We start from the raw sequence: 18,722 nt of genomic DNA on the forward strand, positions 1-18,722 counted from the left end.
CCGGATACCGGACGATGGAAAAAAAACACCGAACTAAGGTGGGTTTCATCCTCCTCTTCCGAAAGGCTTTGCCGGACCGTTGCCGGAGTAGGCGCAGATGCTATCGAAGACGCAGAGCCCTGTCCTCCCATCCATCGCGAGTGCGGAACTGGTTCGCACCCGTCTGCTTGCCACCGTCAGTCATGAAATGCGCACGCCGCTGAACGGCATTCTCGGCATGAGTCATTTGCTGGGCCGGACCGATCTGTCGCCAGAGCAGCGCAACTATCTGTCCGGCATCGTGCAAGCGGGCGAATCCCTGCAGCAATTGATTGCCGACCTTCTTGATTATACGACGCTTGAAACTGGTCATTTCGAACTTCACAATCAACGTGTGTCGCCGAGACGTCTGATCGAAGGCGTGGTCGAGATGTTGTCGCCACGCGCCCATGCCAAGGGTATCGAGATCGCCGCGACGACACAGTCCGGGGTTCCCGAGGAAGTCGATATCGATGTCGCTCGGCTGCGGCAGGTGTTGTTCAATGTGATCGGCAATGCGGTGAAATTCACCGTTGAAGGTGGTGTGCTGGTGTCGGCCAGCTGCATTGGCGACGAATTGGTGGTGCGGGTCCGCGACACTGGTCCTGGCATGACAGAAGAGGAACGCACCCGGCTGTTCGTCGAATTTTCGCAAGGCGGAGACCCGGTGCAGCGCAGTGGTGGCACGGGCCTCGGCCTGTTCATCTCCCAGCGGTTGATGATGGCGCTCGGTGGTTCTCTGTCGATTATTGAAACCGTGCGCGGACGGGGAACGTCCTTCGAGATCCGCTTGCCAACCAAGGCGATTGCGCAGGATCGGACCGTTTCCCAGCGGCAGTCGCTGCTGTCAGGGTCCAGCGTTCTGCTGCTGGCGCCCGACGGTCCGGCGGCTGAAGGCGCGTCCATGACCATTCGTACGCTTGGCGGGTTTTGCCATTGGGCAAAGAAAACCGAAGAGGCGCTTGACCTTTTGGATCAGGTCGAGAGGCAGGATGCGACGCTGACGGATCTGATCGTCGATCATCGCTGCATTTCCGATTACGATGCCAATCTCGCCAGACGGCTGTCTGGTTTGGGAAAAATTCGGCGCATCTATCTGGTCAATCCGGAAGAGCGCCCGGTACGGCCGCTGACCGGTTTCGATGCCTGGCTGATCCGTCCGCTGCGTGAGCAAACCTTGAGCGATGTGCTGCGGGGGCTGATGAGTGGTGTGGATGCGGCCCATGTCGATGTACAGGATACCGATGTTTCCCATGCAGGTGTCTTGCTGTCGGGAGAAGGCATGGAGCCGGGCAAACAGGTCCCGGACGTGCTCAATGTTCTGGTCGGAGAGGACGATTTCGTCAATGCAACCCTGTTGCGGGCCGTCTTGCAGAAAGCCGGTCATATGGTCGGCGTGGTCAATGATTTCGATGCCCTGCGCCGAGAAGTCGCTTTGGAAGAGGCGGTAAAACTGGATCTGATCATTACCGATCTCGGCATGCCCGGCGGCGATGGCAGCTCAGTTCTGCGCTACGTGAGGATGATCGAACAATTGAAACGCCGCCCGCGCTGCCCCATCCTGGTCTTGACCGGCGATCTCAGGGATGCCGCCCGGGCCGAGGCGCTGACCAGCGGCGCGGATCTTGTCTTGCAAAAGCCTGTCAATCCCGAGCGCCTGCTGAATGAAATTGCCTCGCTGATGAAAACACATCGTACAAGACTGTACGGCTAGATTCCGAGAAAATTTCCTATTATTATCTTGGAGTATCCATTGATTTTACGGGAAAAACCGCCGTAAAAATCGCAATCAGCGTATCCTGTGTCAACATCTTGTCGCATATCCGTGTTTAACAGGTCTTGTTTGAACAGAGCCGGATGAACCGCCATGACAGTCGAACTCCTTGATCGTGCAGTCACACCTGAAACGGAGCGTTCCTCCGGTGCAGTGTCCGGCCCTGCCGGCGATGTCCTGGGCCGGATCGGTACGCTGGAAACCAGGCTCGCCCGCAATGCACGCGAGATCGATGCGGCTCAGGCGGTGCGCTACCGGGTGTTCGTCGAAGAGATGAATGCCATGCTGCCGCCCGATGCCATGCGGCAGAAGCGTGATATCGATGCGTTCGATGAGATCTGCGATCATCTTCTGGTGCTGGACCACGCTATCGAGGGTGATCCGGAAGATCAGATCGTCGGCACATATCGGCTGCTGCGTCATGAAGTGGCGCTGGCGAATTTCGGCTTCTATTCCGCCTCGGAATTTGCGCTGGACGATCTCATCGCCCGACATCCCGACAAGCGCTTCATGGAGCTTGGCCGTTCCTGTGTCCTGCCGAATTATCGCACCAAGCGGACGGTAGAATTGCTCTGGCAGGGAAACTGGGCCTACGCGCTGCGCCACAATATGAGCGCCATGATCGGCTGCGCCTCTTTTCCAGGCGTGCAGCCGGAACAGCATGCGCTGGCTCTGTCCTTTCTGGCGCAGAATGCCGAAGCCCGTGGCGAATGGGCGGTTCGTGCCCGCCCGGAACTGTTCTGCCCCATGGACCTGATGCCATCCGAAATCGTCAATGCCCGCAAGGCACTGTCCGCCATGCCGCCGCTGGTCAAGGGTTACCTGCGTCTCGGCGCCATGATTGGTACCGGTGCCGTGGTCGACCATGCCTTCAACACCACCGATGTGCTGATCGTTCTGCCGATCACCAGCATTTCCGATCGCTACGTGAATTATTACGGTGCCGATGCCGGGCGGTTTGCGAGCTAGGCTATATCAGGAAAGCCGAAGCCCGGCTTTCTCGAAAAGATCGCTTTCAGTAAAGAAAGCTGGAAACTGTCCGGTTCAGGTTGAACATGGCGATTCCTGTCGAAGGTGTCTGTTTGCTGAAACGCAGGACGCTGTAGATTTTGCCAGCCGTTGATCGTTTGGCATTTCCATTGGTTGCTCGGGCGGGATGACGAGGTCGGCCAATTGCCGTTGCGAGAGACCCACCAAATCTGGATGCAGAAGTGGATCTTTGCTCGCGGCGTAATTGCAGGCATCCGAAGATCCTAACCTTGAGAAAAACCTCCAGATAATCTTCATGGTTACATCCTTTGCCGTGCTGTATCAGGCCTTCAAAGGCTAGAGAGTTCTCTGCTATCGGCAATTGAGATTTTTGGGCGGTGCCTATAGATTTCCTGGATGAGCAAACTCAATTTGGTGCATCTCAATGGATTGCGGGCCGTGGAGGCTGTTGGTCGGCTAGGCTCTCTGCAAGCGGCTGCCAGCGAACTTGGCGTTTCGATCGGTGCCATCAGCCAGCAGGTCATCAAGGCTGAGCAGCAGTTGCAGTTGCAATTATTCGAGCGAACCAGCCGCGGCATGGTGCCGACAGATGTGGCTGAGCCGGTGCTTGACCGTTTGAGTGCGGGCTTTCGACATTTGTCGGGGGCAGTGGCGCTTGCGCTGAAGAGCGATGATACGGTTTTAACGATCTCGGTGGCGCCGGTCTTTGCTGCACGCTGGTTGGTGCATCGCATTGGTGCGTTTTCAGAACGGTTTCCGACGATCCGTCTTAGAATGGAGGCAAGCGACCGGTTAATCGATCCATCAAGCTCCGATGTCGATCTGTGTATTCGGGTCGGGCGTGGTGACTGGCCCGGTGTACGGGCCGAGTTACTGCTGGAACAGAAGGTTTTTCCGGTCTGCACACCTGCCATGGCAAAGCGCCTGCAATCACCAGCCGATCTCCTGGAATTGCCGATTGTGGAGGATGGCCGGGCGATGTTCAGTTGGGATGTATGGCTGGCCGCTGCAGGACTTCCCGGGCGATCGGTCTGTACACGGCATGTGTTTAGCGAAGCCTCTCTGTGTCTGGATGCTGCACTGGCCGGCCAAGGTGTCTTGCTGGCCTGGCAGACCATTGCTTCGCAGCAATTGCAGCAGGGGCAGTTGGTAGCACCCTTCGGCCCGGCAGTGCCTACAGGGCTTGCCCATTATTTCGTCAGCCCAGAAGGCGCACGCCGCAATGACAAGGTCGATGCCTTCAAGCGGTGGCTGCGCGATGAGCTTCACGAGGATATGACCCGCCTTGCCAAGGCAATTCCTTTTCTAGGCGGCCCATTTCTGAAAGGCGAGTGCGGTTGATTCTGGTCCAACCGCAGCTTTTTGTGGGCAGGCGGGTGGCTTACAGCTGCATCGGTTGTCATTGTGGCTTGAACATCGTTAGATGTCGTCTGGACGCGGTCGTGTACCGATACCCTCAATTTTGCAAAGCGTGAACCTGTGATCATCGACAAAGCTGCCGAACCGGATGTGCTCAACACCGCCGCCCTGACGTCGCAAGAAAGCCGCGCAACGGCAACCCCGATGATGGAACAGTATATTGAAATCAAGGCGAACAATCCCGGTTCGCTGCTGTTTTACCGGATGGGCGATTTCTATGAGCTGTTTTTCGAGGACGCCGTCGAGGCGTCCCGGGCGCTCGGCATCACCCTGACCAAGCGCGGGCAGCATCTGGGTCAAGACATTCCGATGTGCGGTGTCCCTGTACATGCCTCTGACGATTATCTGCAAAAGCTGATCACGCTCGGGTTCCGTGTCGCCGTTTGCGAACAGGTGGAAGACCCGGCTGAGGCAAAGAAGCGCGGCTCCAAATCCGTGGTCAAGCGTGACGTGGTACGTCTGGTCACGCCCGGAACGCTGACGGAAGAAAAGCTGCTGTCGCCGTCGGAGACCAATTATCTGATGGCGCTGGCACGGGTGCGCGGCAGCGGCGATGAACTGGCGCTGGCCTGGATCGATATTTCCACCGGCGTTTTCCGTCTGGCAGAAACCAATCCCACCCGTCTGCTGGCGGATATTTTCCGCATCGATCCGCGTGAAGTGATCGTCGCCGAAACCCTGATGCAGGACCCGGACCTCAAGCCGGCCTTCGATGTGCTTGGCCGCGTGGTCGTGCCGCAGCCATCGGTGCTGTTCGATAGCGCTTCGGCGGAGGGGCGCATCACGCGCTATTTCAACGTCAAGACGCTCGATGGTTTCGGCGGGTTTTCACGGCCGGAAATGGCCGCGGCTTCGGCGGCGATTGCCTATGTGGAAAAAACCCAGATGTCCGAGCGTCCGCCGCTTGGGTTGCCTGAGCGGCAATCCTCGTCCTCGACGCTGTTTATTGACGCGGCCACCCGCGCCAATCTGGAATTGGTGAAGACCCTTTCCGGCCAGAAACAGGGTTCCCTGCTCAACACCATTGACCGAACCGTAACCGGGGGCGGCGCGCGGCTGATGGCCGAACGGCTGATGTCGCCTTTGACGGAGGTTGTGGCAATTGCGCAGCGGCAGGATGCGGTTGCCTATCTGTTGACGGACGGTTTTCTGTGTGAACGGCTGCGCGACCTTTTGAAACGTGCCCCGGATATGCCGCGTGCCCTGTCGCGGCTGGCGCTGGACCGGGGCGGGCCAAGAGATCTGGCGGCGATCCGGTATGGGTTGTCCACATCAGGCGATGTGGCTGGGTTGCTGCGGGGGGCTGTCCTGCCGGATGAGCTTGCCTCGGCGCTCACTGATCTCGAAATGCTGTCGCCGTCGCTCGAAAATCTGCTGGCCTCGCAACTGGCGGAAGATCTGCCATTGTTGAAACGCGATGGCGGGTTTTTGAGAGAGGGCGCCGATGAGGGGCTGGACGAGGTGCGGGCGCTGCGTGACCAGTCGCGCCGGGTGATCGCCGGGCTGCAATTGCAATATGCCGAGGAAACCGGTGTCAAGTCGCTGAAGATCAAGCATAACAATGTGCTGGGCTATTTCATCGAAGTCACCGCCGGCAATGCCGGGCCGCTGATCGAGGGTGAGGCGAAGGCCCGCTTTATCCATCGCCAGTCGATGGCCAATGCCATGCGCTTTACCACGACCGAACTGGCTGATCTTGAAAGCCGGATTGCCAATGCGGCGGGACAGGCGCTGGAAATCGAGCTTGCGGCGTTTGAGCGAATGCGCCAGGCGGTGGTGACCGAGGCCGAGGCCATCAAGAAAGCGGCGCGGGCGCTGGCGGTGATCGATGTGGCCGCCGGTCTTGCCGTGCTGGCCGAGGAGCAGGGCTATTGCCGGCCCCTGGTCGATGACAGCAGGATGTTTTCCATTGTCGCCGGGCGTCATCCCGTGGTCGAGCAGGCCTTGCGCAAACAGGCGGCCAGCCCTTTCATTGCCAATAATTGCGATCTTTCACCGGTAGGCGATCAGAAGCACGGGGCGATCTGGATGCTGACCGGTCCGAACATGGGCGGTAAATCCACCTTTCTGCGCCAGAATGCGCTGATCGCCATTCTCGCCCAGATGGGGTCGTTCGTGCCCGCCGGGTCGGCGCATATCGGCATTGTCGATCGGCTGTTTTCCCGCGTTGGCGCCTCCGACGATCTGGCGCGGGGCCGTTCGACCTTCATGGTCGAGATGGTAGAGACGGCGGCCATTCTCAATCAGGCGGGCGAGCGGTCTCTGGTCATTCTCGATGAGATTGGCCGTGGTACGGCGACGTTCGACGGCCTGTCGATTGCCTGGGCGACTGTCGAGCATCTGCATGAGGTCAATCGCTGCCGGTCGTTGTTTGCCACGCATTTTCACGAGTTGACGGCGCTGTCTGAAAAGCTTGTCCGGCTGTCGAACGTCACTATGAAAGTCAAGGAATGGCACGGCGACGTGATTTTCCTGCATGAGGTTGGGGCCGGTGCCGCTGACCGTTCCTACGGCATCCAGGTGGCGCGACTGGCCGGGCTGCCGGGCATGGTGGTGGAGCGCGCCCGCGCCGTGTTGTCGCAGCTCGAAGATGCCGATCGCAAAAATCCGGCCAGCCAGTTGATTGACGACCTGCCACTGTTCCAGGTCAGTCAGAGGCGGGAGAGCCGGACGGGGACAGGGGCGCAGGTGTCGGCGGTGGAAGAGGCATTGCGCAGCCTCAATCTCGATGACTTGACGCCAAGGCAAGCGATGGATGCGCTCTACGATCTGAAAACCACTCTGGCGAAATCCTGATCCAGAATCGTGTTGCTTTTTGGTTCTGTGCTTTCTGGTTTTGGCTCAGTCAACGGATTTTAGGAATTATCGGCTATCCTGTTGCCCGCAGCGCCTTAAAAACGCTAAACCCGTGACAGACAAAAGCCGCCTCATTCCAAGCGGCAGGGAACAGATAACCGGACGATCATGGCAAAGCACGACCTATCAGACGCAACGCTCCCCGATTTCAAGGCATTGGAGGCGGAATGCATGTCCATCGTGCTGCAGAATGGCAAGGTGCCGGAAACGCGGGCCGCCATTCTCCCCTTGTTGAAAAAAGCAAGCATTGATGGCCGGGAGGCGGCCCTGCGCCATCTGACCACCAATGGCAGCGGGTTGGAATGCGCCGGGATGATTTCCAATCTCCAGGACAATCTGATCACGCTGGTGCATCGCATGGTCACCCAGGCTGTCTACCCCACCACCCAGCAGGAATTTGCGGTGGCTGCGGTCGGCGGTTATGGCCGCAGCACCCTGGCTCCCGGGTCCGACATCGATCTCCTGTTCCTGCTGTCGGTCAAGGCCGGAGCGGATGCCCGCAAGGCGGTGGAATTCCTGCTCTATATTCTCTGGGATCTGGGTTTTAAGGTCGGCCATGCCACCCGCCTCGTTGAGGAATGCATCCGGCTGTCGCGCACCGACATGACCATCAGGACCGCCATTCTCGAAACCCGTTTCATCTGCGGGGAAGCGCTGCTGGTTGGCGAATTGCAGAAACGGTTCGATGCGGAGGTGGTTGAAAAGACCGCGCCTGAATTCATTGCCGCCAAACTGGCCGAACGTGATGAACGGCACCGCAAGGCGGGCGATACCCGTTATCTGGTCGAGCCGAATGTGAAGGAAGGCAAGGGCGGGTTGCGCGATCTGCACACGCTGTTCTGGATCGCCAAATATTATTACCGGATTTCCGATCCGGCCGATCTGGTCAAACTGGGTGTTCTGTCGCGCCAGGAATGGCGGATGTTTCAGAAATCCGACGATTTTCTCTGGGCGGTGCGCTGCCATATGCATTTCGCCACCGGCAAGCCGGAAGAGCGTCTCTCCTTCGATCTTCAGCCGGAAATTGCCCGCAATCTCGGCTATAATGCCCGTCCCGGCCTGTCGGAGGTCGAACGCTTCATGAAGCATTATTTTCATGTCGCCAAAAATGTCGGCGACCTGACCCGGATCGTCTGTGCCAGCCTGGAGGACAAGCAGGCCAAGGCCGCTCCAGGACTGACCGCAGCCATTGGGCGTTTTGCCCATCGGCCCCGGCGCATTCCCGGCACGCCTGAGTTCATCGAGGACAGGGGCCGGATTGCTCTGTCCGGTCCGGATATTTTCAAGCGTGATCCGATCAATATCATGCGCTTTTTTCATGTCGCTGATCTGCATGGGCTGGAATTCCATCCCGATGCGCTTAAGGCGATTACCCGCTGCCTGCCGCTGATCGATCATGATTTCCGCGAGAACGAGGAGGCCAACCGGCTGTTCCTCTCCATCCTGACATCCAAACGTGACCCGGCTCTGATGCTGACCCGGATGAACGAAGCGGGCGTTCTGGGCAAGTTCATCCCGGATTTCGGGCGGATCGTTTCGATGATGCAGTTCAACATGTATCATCATTATACCGTGGACGAGCATTTGATCCGCTCAGTCGGCATTCTGGCCGAGGTCGATCAGGGGCAGCATGCCGACATCCATCCGTTGGCCGTCAAGCTGATGCCGAATATAGAGGAGCGCACTGTTCTGTTTGTCGCGGTGCTGCTGCATGACATCGCCAAGGGCCGTCAGGAGGATCATTCGATTGCCGGTGCCAAGGTTGCCCGGCGTCTCTGCCCGCGTCTTGGTTTGAACGACAAGCAGACCGAATTGGTGGTCTGGTTGATTGATCAGCATCTGCTGATGTCGATGGTCGCCCAGACCCGCGATCTGCATGACCGCAAGACCATTACCGATTTCGCCGAGAAGGTGCAGTCGCTTGACAGGCTGCGCATGCTTCTGGTGCTGACGGTCTGCGATATCCGCGCCGTCGGTCCGGGCGTCTGGAACGGCTGGAAAGGCCAATTGCTGCGCACGCTCTATTATGAAACCGAATTGCTGCTATCGGGCGGGTTTTCCGAAAGCCCGCGCAAGGAGCGCGCCAAACAGGCCGCCGAGCAATTGGCTGAGGCCCTGTCGGACTGGAGCCAGAAGGACCAGAAAACCTATACCAAGCTGCACTATCAACCCTATCTGCTGACGGTGCCGTTGGAAGACCAGGTGCGCCATGCCCATTTTATCCGCCAGGCTGACAAGGCCGATCAGGCGTTGGCAACCATGGTCCGCACCCATTCCTTCCACGCGATCACCGAGATCACGGTGCTTGCCCCTGACCATCCGCGCCTGTTGTCGATCATTGCCGGTGCCTGTGCGGCGGCGGGCGCCAATATTGCCGATGCGCAGATTTTTACCACCTCGGATGGCCGGGCGCTCGATACCATTCTCATCAACAGGGAGTTTCCCATTGACGAGGACGAGATGCGCCGGGCCAATACGATTAGCAAGATGATCGAAGACGTGTTGGCGGGCAAGAAGCGCCTGCCGGAAGTGATTGCCACCCGCACCAAGGGCCGCAAACGCAACAAGACCTTCACCGTCAAACCGCATGTGACGATTTCCAACAGTCTTTCCAATAAGTTTACGGTGATCGAGATCGAATGCCTCGACCGCATTGGTCTGCTGGCCGAGGTCACGGCGGTCCTGGCTGATCTGTCGCTCGATATTCACTCGGCCCGTATCACCACCTTTGGCGAAAAGGTCATCGATACGTTTTACGTCATCGATCTGGTCGGCCAGAAGATCACCAATGAAAACCGGCAGGGCTCCATTTCGGTCAGGCTGAAAGCGGTGATGAGCGAGCAACCCGACGAATTGCGCGAGCAGATGCCATCGGGCATTATCGCGCCCGCCGCGACGAAATCCCCGGCTGCTGAAAAGAAAGCCCGCGTCTGATATGTCCCTCGTCAAGAAGTTCATCACTGTTGGCGGCGCCACGCTTGGTAGCCGATTGTTCGGGTTTGCCCGCGAAACCCTGATGGCGGCAGCGCTTGGCACTGGGCCGATGGCCGATGTGTTTTATGCGGCTTTCCGCTTTCCCAACCTGTTTCGCCGGTTGTTTGCCGAAGGCGCCTTCAACGCCGCTTTCGTGCCGCTGTTTTCCAAGGAAATCGAGGCGAACGGACTGGACGGCGCCAAGCGTTTTTCCGAGGAAGTCTTCGGCGTCCTCTTTACCGTCCTGTTGCTGATCACCATCGCCATGGAGCTTTCCATGCCGCTGCTGGTGCGGTTTGTCATCGCTCCGGGTTTTGCCGATGACGCGGAAAAATTTTCGCTGACCGTGCGGCTTGCCGTGGTGATGTTTCCCTATCTGATGTGCATGTCGCTGACGGCGATGCTGAGCGGCATGCTCAATTCGCTGCATCACTTTTTCGCCGCCGCCGTCGCGCCGATCTTTCTCAATCTGGTGATGATCAGCGCACTGTTTTATGCGCTCTACCATGGTGTCGAGCCTGTCGTGACGGCCTGGTATCTTTCCTGGTCAGTGTTGGTGGCGGGGATTTTACAGTTGCTGGTGGTCTATATCGGCGTGCGCCATGCGGGGATAAGGCTCGGTTTCAAATGGCCGAAGATCACCCCCAACGTGAAACGGTTGCTGGTGCTGGCCGTCCCTGCGGCGGTGACTGGCGGCATTACCCAGATCAACCAGTTGATCGGCCAGGCGATTGCCTCCTCTAAGGATGGGGCGATTGCCGCCCTGCAATATGCCGACCGGATCTATCAATTGCCTTTGGGCGTGGTGGGCGTTGCCGTCGGCGTGGTGCTTTTGCCGGAGCTGGCGCGGGCGCTGAAATCCGACCACCAGCGCGAGGCTTCAACCATTCAGAACCGGTCGATTGAATTCGTGCTGTTTCTGACCCTGCCAGCGGCGGTCGGGCTGTGGGTGCTGTCGGATGATATCATCCGGGTGCTTTATGAGCGCGGCGCGTTTACCGCGCACAATACCGCCATTGTCGCGGCAATCCTCGCCTATTACGGCTTGGGCTTGCCCGGTTTCGTGATGATCAAGGCCCTACAGCCCGGTTTTTACGCCCGCGAGGATACAAAAACCCCGATGCGGTTCACCGGCATTTCGGTGGTGGTCAATTCGGCGCTGGCCATTTCGCTGTTTCCGCTGTTGCAGGAGCGGGGCATCGCCATTGCAGAAGCGACGGCGGGCGCGATCAACACGGTTCTGCTGTTCACCATGCTGGTACGGCGCGGACATTTGCAGGTGGAATGGGCGCTGGTGTCACGGGCGCTGCGGCTTTTGCTGGCGGCGCTGGCCATGGGGGCGGCGCTGATGGCGCTGTCGGGCTTTTTCGCGCCGTATATCGGCACCGGTTCACCCTTCCTGCATAAGGTGCTGGTGCTGTTCATCCAGATTGGTCTGGCGATGCTGATCTATTTCTCGCTGGCCTTCCTGATCGGCGGCGCGGATCTTGGCATGCTGAGACGCAATCTGAAGCGCAAGGCGCGCGCGACGCCAAGCGAGGCCGCCGATGACGCAGAATAGGCCGGTAAAACGCATCGCCACCGTAACGCTGGTGGTTGATGATTATGATCGGGCGCTGGCCTTTTATTGCGGCAAGCTGGGCTTTGCCTGCAAAGCAGATATCGACCTGGGCGATGGCAAGCGCTGGGTGGTTGTCTCTCCCACTGAAGACGGTGCCGGGCTGCTTCTGGCGCAGGCAGATGGAGAAAAACAGCTGGCGACAATCGGCAACCAAACAGGTGGCCGGGTTGCCTTTTTTCTGGAAACGGATGATTTTGCCCGCGATCATGCGGCGTTTATCGCTGATGGCATCGTCTTTCAGGAAGAGCCGCGTTACGAGCTCTACGGCACAGTTGCCGTGTTCGAAGATCTCTACGGCAATCTCTGGGACCTGATCGAGCCAAAATTATAATCGCGCCTCAGCCTTATCCCCGCTTGATCGGGAACGCCTGCCTGTGCATAAGCGCTGTAAATCCACACGAGGTATCAGGCCCTCCACAAGCCTGCTGAGGTCAATCATGAGCGAATTTCAGCCGCTGGTTTTTTCCGGCGTTCAGCCCACCGGCAATCTCCATCTTGGCAATTACCTCGGCGCGATCCGCAAATTCGTCGCGCTCCAGGAGAATAACGATTGCATGTATTGCGTCGTTGATCTGCATGCGCTGACGGCGCAGCTGGTGCATGAGGATATGCGCGGCCAGATCCGCTCGATCACGGCGGCTTTTCTCGCGGCGGGTATCGACCCGGTCAAGCATATCGTTTTCAACCAGAGCCAGGTGCCACAACATGCCGAACTGGCCTGGATCTTCAACTGTGTCGCCCGCATCGGCTGGATGAACCGGATGACCCAGTTCAAGGACAAGGCCGGCAAGGACCGCGAGCAGGCTTCGCTTGGCCTGTTTGCCTATCCGAGCCTGATGGCTGCGGACATCCTGGTCTACCGCGCCACCCATGTGCCTGTGGGCGATGACCAGAAGCAGCATCTGGAACTGACCCGCGATATCGCCATGAAGTTCAACCTGGATTTTGCCCAGCAGATCCGCCCAACCGGACTTGGCATCGATATCACTGTCGGCAACGAACCGGTGCATGCCTATTTCCCGATGGTCGAACCGCTGATCGACGGTCCGGCCCCCAGGGTGATGAGCCTGAAGGATGGCACCAAGAAAATGTCGAAGTCCGATCCTTCGGATCTGTCGCGCATCAACCTGATGGACGATGCCGAGGCGATTGCCAAGAAGATCCGCAAGGCCAAGACCGATCCGGACGCCTTGCCAAGCGAAACGGATGGACTGGCCGGACGGCCGGAGGCCGATAATCTGGTTGGCATTTATGCAGCCCTTGCCGACAAGACCAAAGCCGAGGTGCTGGCGGAATTCGGCGGGCAGCAGTTCTCGGTGTTCAAGCCTGCTCTTATCGAACTTGCTGTCGAGGTTCTGTCGCCGATCACTGGCGAAATGCGCCGTTTGATGGGGGATCCTGCTCATATCGACGCCGTGTTGCGGGACGGTGGTGAGCGGGCGCGGGTCCGTGCTGAAAAAACCATGACGGAAATCCGCGACATTATTGGTTTCGTGCGCTAAGCTTTGATGATGATGCGTGGCAGGTGTCACGCGTCATCAGGTAACGGTTATCGGGGCCGGTCGATCCGGCCCGACGAACAGGGCAGGCCATGGTATCGAAACGTCTATCGCGTCTTGACGGGCACCGACGGAAATTTCTGACGGTCATCGACGATACGCCGGAATGCTCCCGCGCCGTCCATTATGCTGGCAGGCGCGCCAAGAATTCCAATGGCGGGCTGGTTCTGCTCTATGTGATTCCAGAGGGCGATTTCCAGCAATGGCTGGGTGTCGAGGAAATCATGCGGGCCGAGGCCCGGGAAGCCGCCGATGCGGTCATGGCAAAATCCGCCCAGACGGTGCGTGAAACCATTGGGCTTGAGCCGGAAATCGTCATCCGCGAGGGCAGTGCCGCCGAGCAGATCCAGGCGGTGATTGAGGAAGATCGTGATATCGCCATCCTCGTTCTGGCCGCAGGCTCGGCCAAGGATGGGCCTGGCCCGCTGGTCTCGATGATCGCCGGGCGGGCACAGGCCTTTCCCATTCCCGTGACCGTGCTGCCGGATACGCTGAGCAATGAAGAAATCGACGCGCTTTGCTGAAAAGTGAGGCTGGACATGCCTTCAATGTAAGACTGCCTCGGCATCTTCGAGCCGTGGTATAAGATCTTTATTTGCAGCCAGTGCTTGAAGCAGGACCTGCGAAGGTTTATTTTTGAAGCATTCTAAATCGGACCCGGCTTGACCGGTTCGCAAGGAGTTTGTGATGTTCATTCAGACGGAATCCACCCCCAATCCGGCTACTTTGAAATTCCTGCCGGGCAAGGTGGTGATGGACAATGGCACGGCTGAATTCCGCGACCGGGAAGCGGCCATGGCCTCGCCACTGGCTGAAAAGCTGTTTGCCATACCCGGCGTCACCTCCGTGTTCTTTGGCTATGACTTTGTGACCGTGACCAAGGATACCGCCGAATGGCCGCATCTGAAGCCGGCCATCCTCGGGTCGATCATGGAGCATTTCATGAGCGGCGCGCCGATCATGGGCAGCGCTGTCGCCGGAGATGAGGCGTCGGACGAAGAGTTCTTCAACGAGGGTGACGAGACCATCGTTGCCACCATCAAGGAACTGCTGGAAACCCGGGTGCGTCCGGCCGTCGCCCAGGATGGCGGCGATATCACTTTCCGTGGTTTCCGCGATGGCAAGGTGTTTCTCAACATGAAGGGCTCTTGTGCGGGGTGCCCATCTTCCACCGCGACGCTGAAGCATGGCGTGCAGAACCTGCTGCGCCATTTCATTCCCGAAGTGCAGGAAGTCGAAGCCGTTTGATACGGTTTGGGCGCGGCGTCCCTTAGGTTGCCGCGCTTTCGATAAATGTGAAACGTCACGCAATGAAAAGCGAGCAGGCATGATCCTTTTGGCAATCGACACCGCCGGCGTTGATTGCGCTGTTGGCCTGTATGACAGCGATCTTGACCGGATGCTGGCGGCCAGAAGCGAAACGATTGGCCGCGGTCATGCCGAAAAGCTGATGGGCATGATCGACGCGGTCCTGAACGAGGCGTCACTTGCGCTTCCCAGTGTCGAGCGGGTTGCTGTCACCATTGGTCCCGGTTCCTTTACCGGCATTCGCGTCGGCCTGTCGGCGGCGCGGGGGCTAGCTCTGGCGCTGGGTGTCGATATCGTCGGTATTTCAACGCTTGCCGTTCTGGCGGAGGCAGAGCGCAGGCGGGGTGGCGTGGTTGCGGTGCTTGCTGCGATGGATGCCAAGCGCGATGAGGTCTATGTCCAGGGTTTCAGCCCTGATGCAGTGGCGCTGGATGACGCTCGATTGCTGTCGGTGGACGAATTTCGGGCGATGGCGGCTGAGCTTGCCAGGCACGGCGCAGTACGCGTCACCGGTTCGGCATGCTGGCTGCTGGAGAAAGACGTGGCAGGGGAAAGTGAAGAGGCTGCAACAGTGGAGGCAGATCACTTTCCGATGGAGGATATTGCCAGGCTTGGAGCGGTTGCGCAGGCCTCGGGCAAGCCAAAACCGCTTTACTTGCGGGGGCCGGATGTCAAGCCGCAGGCAGGTTTTGCCGTGGCGCGGGCATGATCCTGTTTTAGAGCACGATGGGCTGGTGGGTTTGTAGACGATAAACGCAATATAGTTAAATCTGCTGCGTATTTTCACCATAAATCCCAGGTGATCTTAGGAATTATCGGGTAATCTGTACCGTGAGCATGTCGGAATAAACATATTTTATCCTGACTCTGGGGAGGGTCTTATGCTTGAAACAATTTTTGCCCGTAAAGCCGAGTTTGAAATCGTCGCTATGGAGCTGGACGATTGCCACGACGTGTCGGAATTGCATGGTCAGCGGTTTTCGCAGCCATGGAATGATGGTGCATTTGAAAGCCTGCTGTTGCAGCCCAATGTTTTCGGTTTCGTGATTCGCCAGACCAATACGCTGATGTTCAAGCCGCAGCTCAGCGGTTTCGTGCTGGCCCGCGAAGCAGCGGGCGAAGCAGAAATCCTGACGATTGCCGTGCATGAAAAGGGCGCCCGAAACGGCCTTGGCTGGCGGCTGATGCAGGGCGCGATGCGCGAATCCAGGGTGCGCGGCGGCGAAATCATGTTCCTCGAAGTGGATGATGGCAATCATCCCGCCATCAATCTTTACCGCAAGCTTGGCTTTGAAAAAGCTGGCGAACGGCCCGCTTATTACGCCGATGCCAACGGTCGTCGCAGTGCAGCGCTTGTCATGCGGCGCGATCTTCGCTAACTCGTGACTATCGAAATTCACGAGCAACCGGACCATCATGACGGAGACGCCGAAAACGCTGGAAGAGCTCTGCGCGGAGCGTGGAATGCGCATGACCGAACAGCGGCGGATCATCGCGCGCATTCTTGAAGGCTGCGACGACCATCCTGACGTCGAGGAGCTGTACCGCCGCTCCTCGGCGATAGACGCCAAAATTTCGATCTCGACCGTCTATCGCACCGTCAAGCTGTTTGAGGATGCCGGAATCATCGCCCGCCACGATTTTCGCGATGGGCGCTCCCGTTACGAGACCGTGCCGGAAGAACACCACGATCATCTGATCGATTTGAAGACGGGCGTGGTCATCGAGTTCCGCTCACCCGAGATCGAGGCGCTCCAGGAGCGAATCGCTCGAGAGCATGGCTTCCGTCTGGTGGATCACCGGCTGGAACTCTATGGCGTGCCATTGGCGAAGGACGAGCCGTGAGCAGGGTAAGCTTTGGCTGTTCGTGGCAGCCATGATCATCACCATCCGAACTGTCTTCATGCTGGCGCTGCTTGTCGCCGTCACGCTGATTATGTTGCCGCTGCAATTGTTTGGCCTGGCGTTCGATCTGAAAATACGACGGCTGTTGCCGCGCTACTGGCATAGGATTGCCTGTCTGGTTCTCGGTATCCGGGTGCGGGTGCATGGCCTGCCGGAACGGCAAAGGCCGTTGATGCTGGCCGTCAATCACTGTTCCTGGACCGATATCCTGGTGCTGAGTTCCATTGCCGATGTGGTGTTCATCGCCAAGATGGAAGTGTCGGAATGGCCGATTTTCGGAACGCTGGCCAAGCTGCAAAAAAGCATTTTCATTCGCCGCGAGGAAAAGCGTTCTTCCGGTGAGCAGGTCAATGATATTGCGGCCCGCATGGCGGATGGTGAAATCGTCGTGCTGTTTCCTGAAGGCACGACGTCAGACGGCAACCGGCTGCTGCCGGTCAAATCCTCGCTGTTTGGGGCTGCCGCCATGGCGGTGCCGCTTGCCCCTGAGGGCGTCGTCTATGTGCAGCCGGTTGCCATCGCCTATACGGGAATCCATGGCATGCCGATGGGCCGCTTCCATCGGCCATTGGTCAGTTGGCCAGGCGATGTCACGCTGGGACCACATCTGGCTGGTCTGCTCAAGGTGGCGGCGGTGGATGTCGATGTCTGCTTCGGTGCGCCGGTTGCCTATACCAAGGATAGCAATCGCAAGCGGGTGAGCGCTACGGTGGAAGCGGAGATCCGCCGCATGCTGCTGTCAAAGCTGCTGGGTCGGACGATCGAATAGCAGACTATAGAATAACGAACTGTCTGCCGCTTTTCATTGGGATGATGCGGCACTCTTTGCTAATGCCGATCATTGGTATAAAAGCGCGCCATGACCCAGGAAATTTCAAGCCTTTCAGCATCGGTAGAGCCGGTGTCCGCCATGGTTGAACATGCCTCTGCCCAGCAAAAGCCTGCGCCGCAGAAGAAGGTGTTCATCAAGACCTATGGCTGTCAGATGAATGTCTATGACAGCAGTCGCATGGCCGATGCGCTGGTGGCTGAAGGCTATCAATCGACCGAGGATATGGAGGAGGCCAGCCTCGTGCTGCTCAATACCTGTCATATCCGTGAAAAGGCCGCCGACAAGGTCTATTCGGCGCTGGGACGGCTGCGTGAAATGAAAAAGATTCGCGCCGCAAGAGGCGAGGAATTCATGATCGGCGTGGCCGGTTGCGTCGCCCAGGCCGAAGGCGAGGAAATCGTTCGCCGCGAACCGGGCGTCGATGTCGTTGTCGGTCCGCAGACCTATCACCGCCTACCGCAGGCCTTGAGGCGGGCGCGGGGCGGAGAGCGGGTGGTCGATACCGATTATGCCGTGGAAGATAAGTTCGAACATCTGCCCGATCCAACGAAGATCGCCGGCAAGCGCCGAATGATCACGGCGTTTCTGACCGTGCAGGAAGGCTGCGATAAATTCTGCACCTTCTGTGTCGTGCCCTATACCCGTGGGTCCGAGGTTTCCCGGCCGCTTGCTCAATTGTTGGGCGAGGCGCAGAGGCTGGTGGAAAGCGGTGTGCGCGAAATCACTTTGCTGGGCCAGAACGTCAATGCCTGGCACGGCAAGGGGCCGGATGGGCGTGAGATGGGTCTGGGCGATCTTCTTTACAAGCTTGCCGAAATTCCGGGTCTTGCCCGGCTACGCTACACCACCAGCCATCCGCGTGACATGGACGAGCGGCTGATCGAGGCGCATCGCGATCTGCGCATGTTGATGCCTTATCTGCATCTGCCGGTACAATCGGGTTCCGACCGGATCCTGAAAGCGATGAACCGCCGGCATAAGGCTGCGGATTATATTGCTCTCGTCGATCGTATCCGGGAGGCGCGGCCTGACATCGCCATATCAGGCGATTTCATCGTCGGTTTTCCCGGCGAAACCGACGCGGATTTCGAAGACACAATGAAATTGGTCGAGCGGATCGGCTATGCACAGGCCTTTTCGTTCAAATATTCGCCACGTCCAGGCACGCCTGGCGCCGACATGCCCGACCATGTGGCCGAGGACGTCAAGACTGAACGACTGGCTCGATTGCAGGAACTGTTGTTAAAACAACAGCATGACTTTGCCCGCTCGCTGGTGGGGCAGACCATGGACCTGCTTCTGGAAAAGCCGGGCCGGATGCCGGGACAGATTATTGGCCGGTCTCCGTGGTTGCAGTCTGTGAATGTTGATGCAAAACCTTCGCAAATAGGCGACATTATTCAGGTACGAATCACGGATATCGGCCCAAACAGCTTGTTTGCCGAGGTGGCAGAGAGTTAGAGTGAG

16 protein-coding genes are annotated in these 18,722 nt (G+C 58.4%); 15 read left to right on the forward strand and 1 reads right to left on the reverse strand.

Translation table 11 applies throughout. The features are described from left to right. The first annotated feature begins 97 nt into the window (after positions 1 to 97). Both AVI_RS01715 and olsB read left to right on the forward strand, forming a co-directional pair. Positions 98 to 1,732: a hybrid sensor histidine kinase/response regulator gene (locus tag AVI_RS01715; protein ID WP_012654819.1), complete on the forward strand. Its 1,635-nt coding sequence runs from the start codon at positions 98 to 100 to the stop codon at positions 1,730 to 1,732. 153 nt (positions 1,733 to 1,885) lie between these two features. Continuing rightward, positions 1,886 to 2,761 (forward strand): l-ornithine N(alpha)-acyltransferase, encoded by an 876-nt coding sequence (gene olsB, locus AVI_RS01720; protein ID WP_012654820.1) that lies wholly within the window; start codon positions 1,886 to 1,888, stop codon positions 2,759 to 2,761. Here olsB and AVI_RS30415 read toward each other — a convergent pair. Then, complete coding sequence (locus tag AVI_RS30415; protein WP_139192442.1) at positions 2,758 to 3,036, reverse strand: hypothetical protein; 279 nt, start codon at positions 3,034 to 3,036, stop codon at positions 2,758 to 2,760. The genes olsB and AVI_RS30415 overlap by 4 nt on opposite strands. A 142-nt stretch (positions 3,037 to 3,178) precedes the next feature. Between AVI_RS30415 and AVI_RS01725 the strand changes: the two genes are divergently transcribed. The 13 genes from AVI_RS01725 to miaB all read left to right on the forward strand — a co-directional run bounded on the left by AVI_RS01725 (position 3,179) and on the right by miaB (position 18,716). Next, the gene (locus tag AVI_RS01725) at positions 3,179 to 4,123 is read left to right on the forward strand and encodes a LysR substrate-binding domain-containing protein (RefSeq protein WP_012654822.1); all 945 of its coding nucleotides are present in this window, start codon (positions 3,179 to 3,181) and stop codon (positions 4,121 to 4,123) included. A gap of 222 nt (positions 4,124 to 4,345) precedes the next feature. Next, positions 4,346 to 6,997, forward strand: coding sequence for a DNA mismatch repair protein MutS (gene mutS, locus AVI_RS01730; protein WP_012654823.1), 2,652 nt, complete (start codon positions 4,346 to 4,348; stop codon positions 6,995 to 6,997). Positions 6,998 to 7,165: 168 nt separating this feature from the next. After that, complete coding sequence (locus AVI_RS01735) at positions 7,166 to 9,991, forward strand: [protein-PII] uridylyltransferase (RefSeq protein ID WP_012654824.1); 2,826 nt, start codon at positions 7,166 to 7,168, stop codon at positions 9,989 to 9,991. A gap of 1 nt (position 9,992) precedes the next feature. After that, positions 9,993 to 11,591 carry a murein biosynthesis integral membrane protein MurJ gene (gene murJ / locus AVI_RS01740; RefSeq protein WP_012654825.1) on the forward strand — a complete coding sequence of 533 codons (1,599 nt, stop codon included), beginning with the start codon at positions 9,993 to 9,995 and terminating at the stop codon, positions 11,589 to 11,591. After that, entirely contained in the window at positions 11,578 to 11,982 is a 405-nt protein-coding gene (locus tag AVI_RS01745; RefSeq protein ID WP_012654826.1) for a VOC family protein, read from the forward strand. The genes murJ and AVI_RS01745 overlap by 14 nt, the downstream gene beginning before the upstream one ends. A 106-nt stretch (positions 11,983 to 12,088) precedes the next feature. Then, positions 12,089 to 13,153 carry a tryptophan--tRNA ligase gene (gene trpS / locus AVI_RS01750; protein ID WP_012654827.1) on the forward strand — a complete coding sequence of 355 codons (1,065 nt, stop codon included), beginning with the start codon at positions 12,089 to 12,091 and terminating at the stop codon, positions 13,151 to 13,153. 89 nt (positions 13,154 to 13,242) lie between these two features. Further along, the gene (locus AVI_RS01755; RefSeq protein WP_012654828.1) at positions 13,243 to 13,734 is read left to right on the forward strand and encodes a universal stress protein; all 492 of its coding nucleotides are present in this window, start codon (positions 13,243 to 13,245) and stop codon (positions 13,732 to 13,734) included. Between the two features lie 163 nt (positions 13,735 to 13,897). After that, positions 13,898 to 14,458: a NifU family protein gene (locus tag AVI_RS01760; RefSeq protein WP_012654829.1), complete on the forward strand. Its 561-nt coding sequence runs from the start codon at positions 13,898 to 13,900 to the stop codon at positions 14,456 to 14,458. 79 nt (positions 14,459 to 14,537) lie between these two features. After that, positions 14,538 to 15,227, forward strand: a complete 690-nt coding sequence (tsaB, locus tag AVI_RS01765) for a tRNA (adenosine(37)-N6)-threonylcarbamoyltransferase complex dimerization subunit type 1 TsaB (protein ID WP_012654830.1) — start codon at positions 14,538 to 14,540, stop codon at positions 15,225 to 15,227. A 172-nt stretch (positions 15,228 to 15,399) separates the two neighbouring features. Continuing rightward, on the forward strand, positions 15,400 to 15,897 hold the full coding sequence (locus tag AVI_RS01770) for a GNAT family N-acetyltransferase (protein WP_012654831.1): 498 nt from the start codon (positions 15,400 to 15,402) through the stop codon (positions 15,895 to 15,897). A gap of 37 nt (positions 15,898 to 15,934) precedes the next feature. Beyond that, positions 15,935 to 16,363 (forward strand): Fur family transcriptional regulator, encoded by a 429-nt coding sequence (locus AVI_RS01775; RefSeq protein ID WP_041696121.1) that lies wholly within the window; start codon positions 15,935 to 15,937, stop codon positions 16,361 to 16,363. Between the two features lie 31 nt (positions 16,364 to 16,394). Further along, on the forward strand, positions 16,395 to 17,192 hold the full coding sequence (olsA, locus tag AVI_RS01780; protein WP_012654833.1) for a lyso-ornithine lipid O-acyltransferase: 798 nt from the start codon (positions 16,395 to 16,397) through the stop codon (positions 17,190 to 17,192). Positions 17,193 to 17,282: 90 nt separating this feature from the next. Further along, a complete protein-coding gene (miaB, locus tag AVI_RS01785) occupies positions 17,283 to 18,716 on the forward strand; it encodes a tRNA (N6-isopentenyl adenosine(37)-C2)-methylthiotransferase MiaB (protein WP_012654834.1) in 1,434 nt (477 codons plus the stop codon). Positions 18,717 to 18,722 lie beyond the last annotated feature (6 nt).

It is taken from the genome of Allorhizobium ampelinum S4 (assembly GCF_000016285.1).
In the GTDB taxonomy this organism is placed as follows: Bacteria; Pseudomonadota; Alphaproteobacteria; order Rhizobiales; family Rhizobiaceae; genus Allorhizobium; species Allorhizobium ampelinum.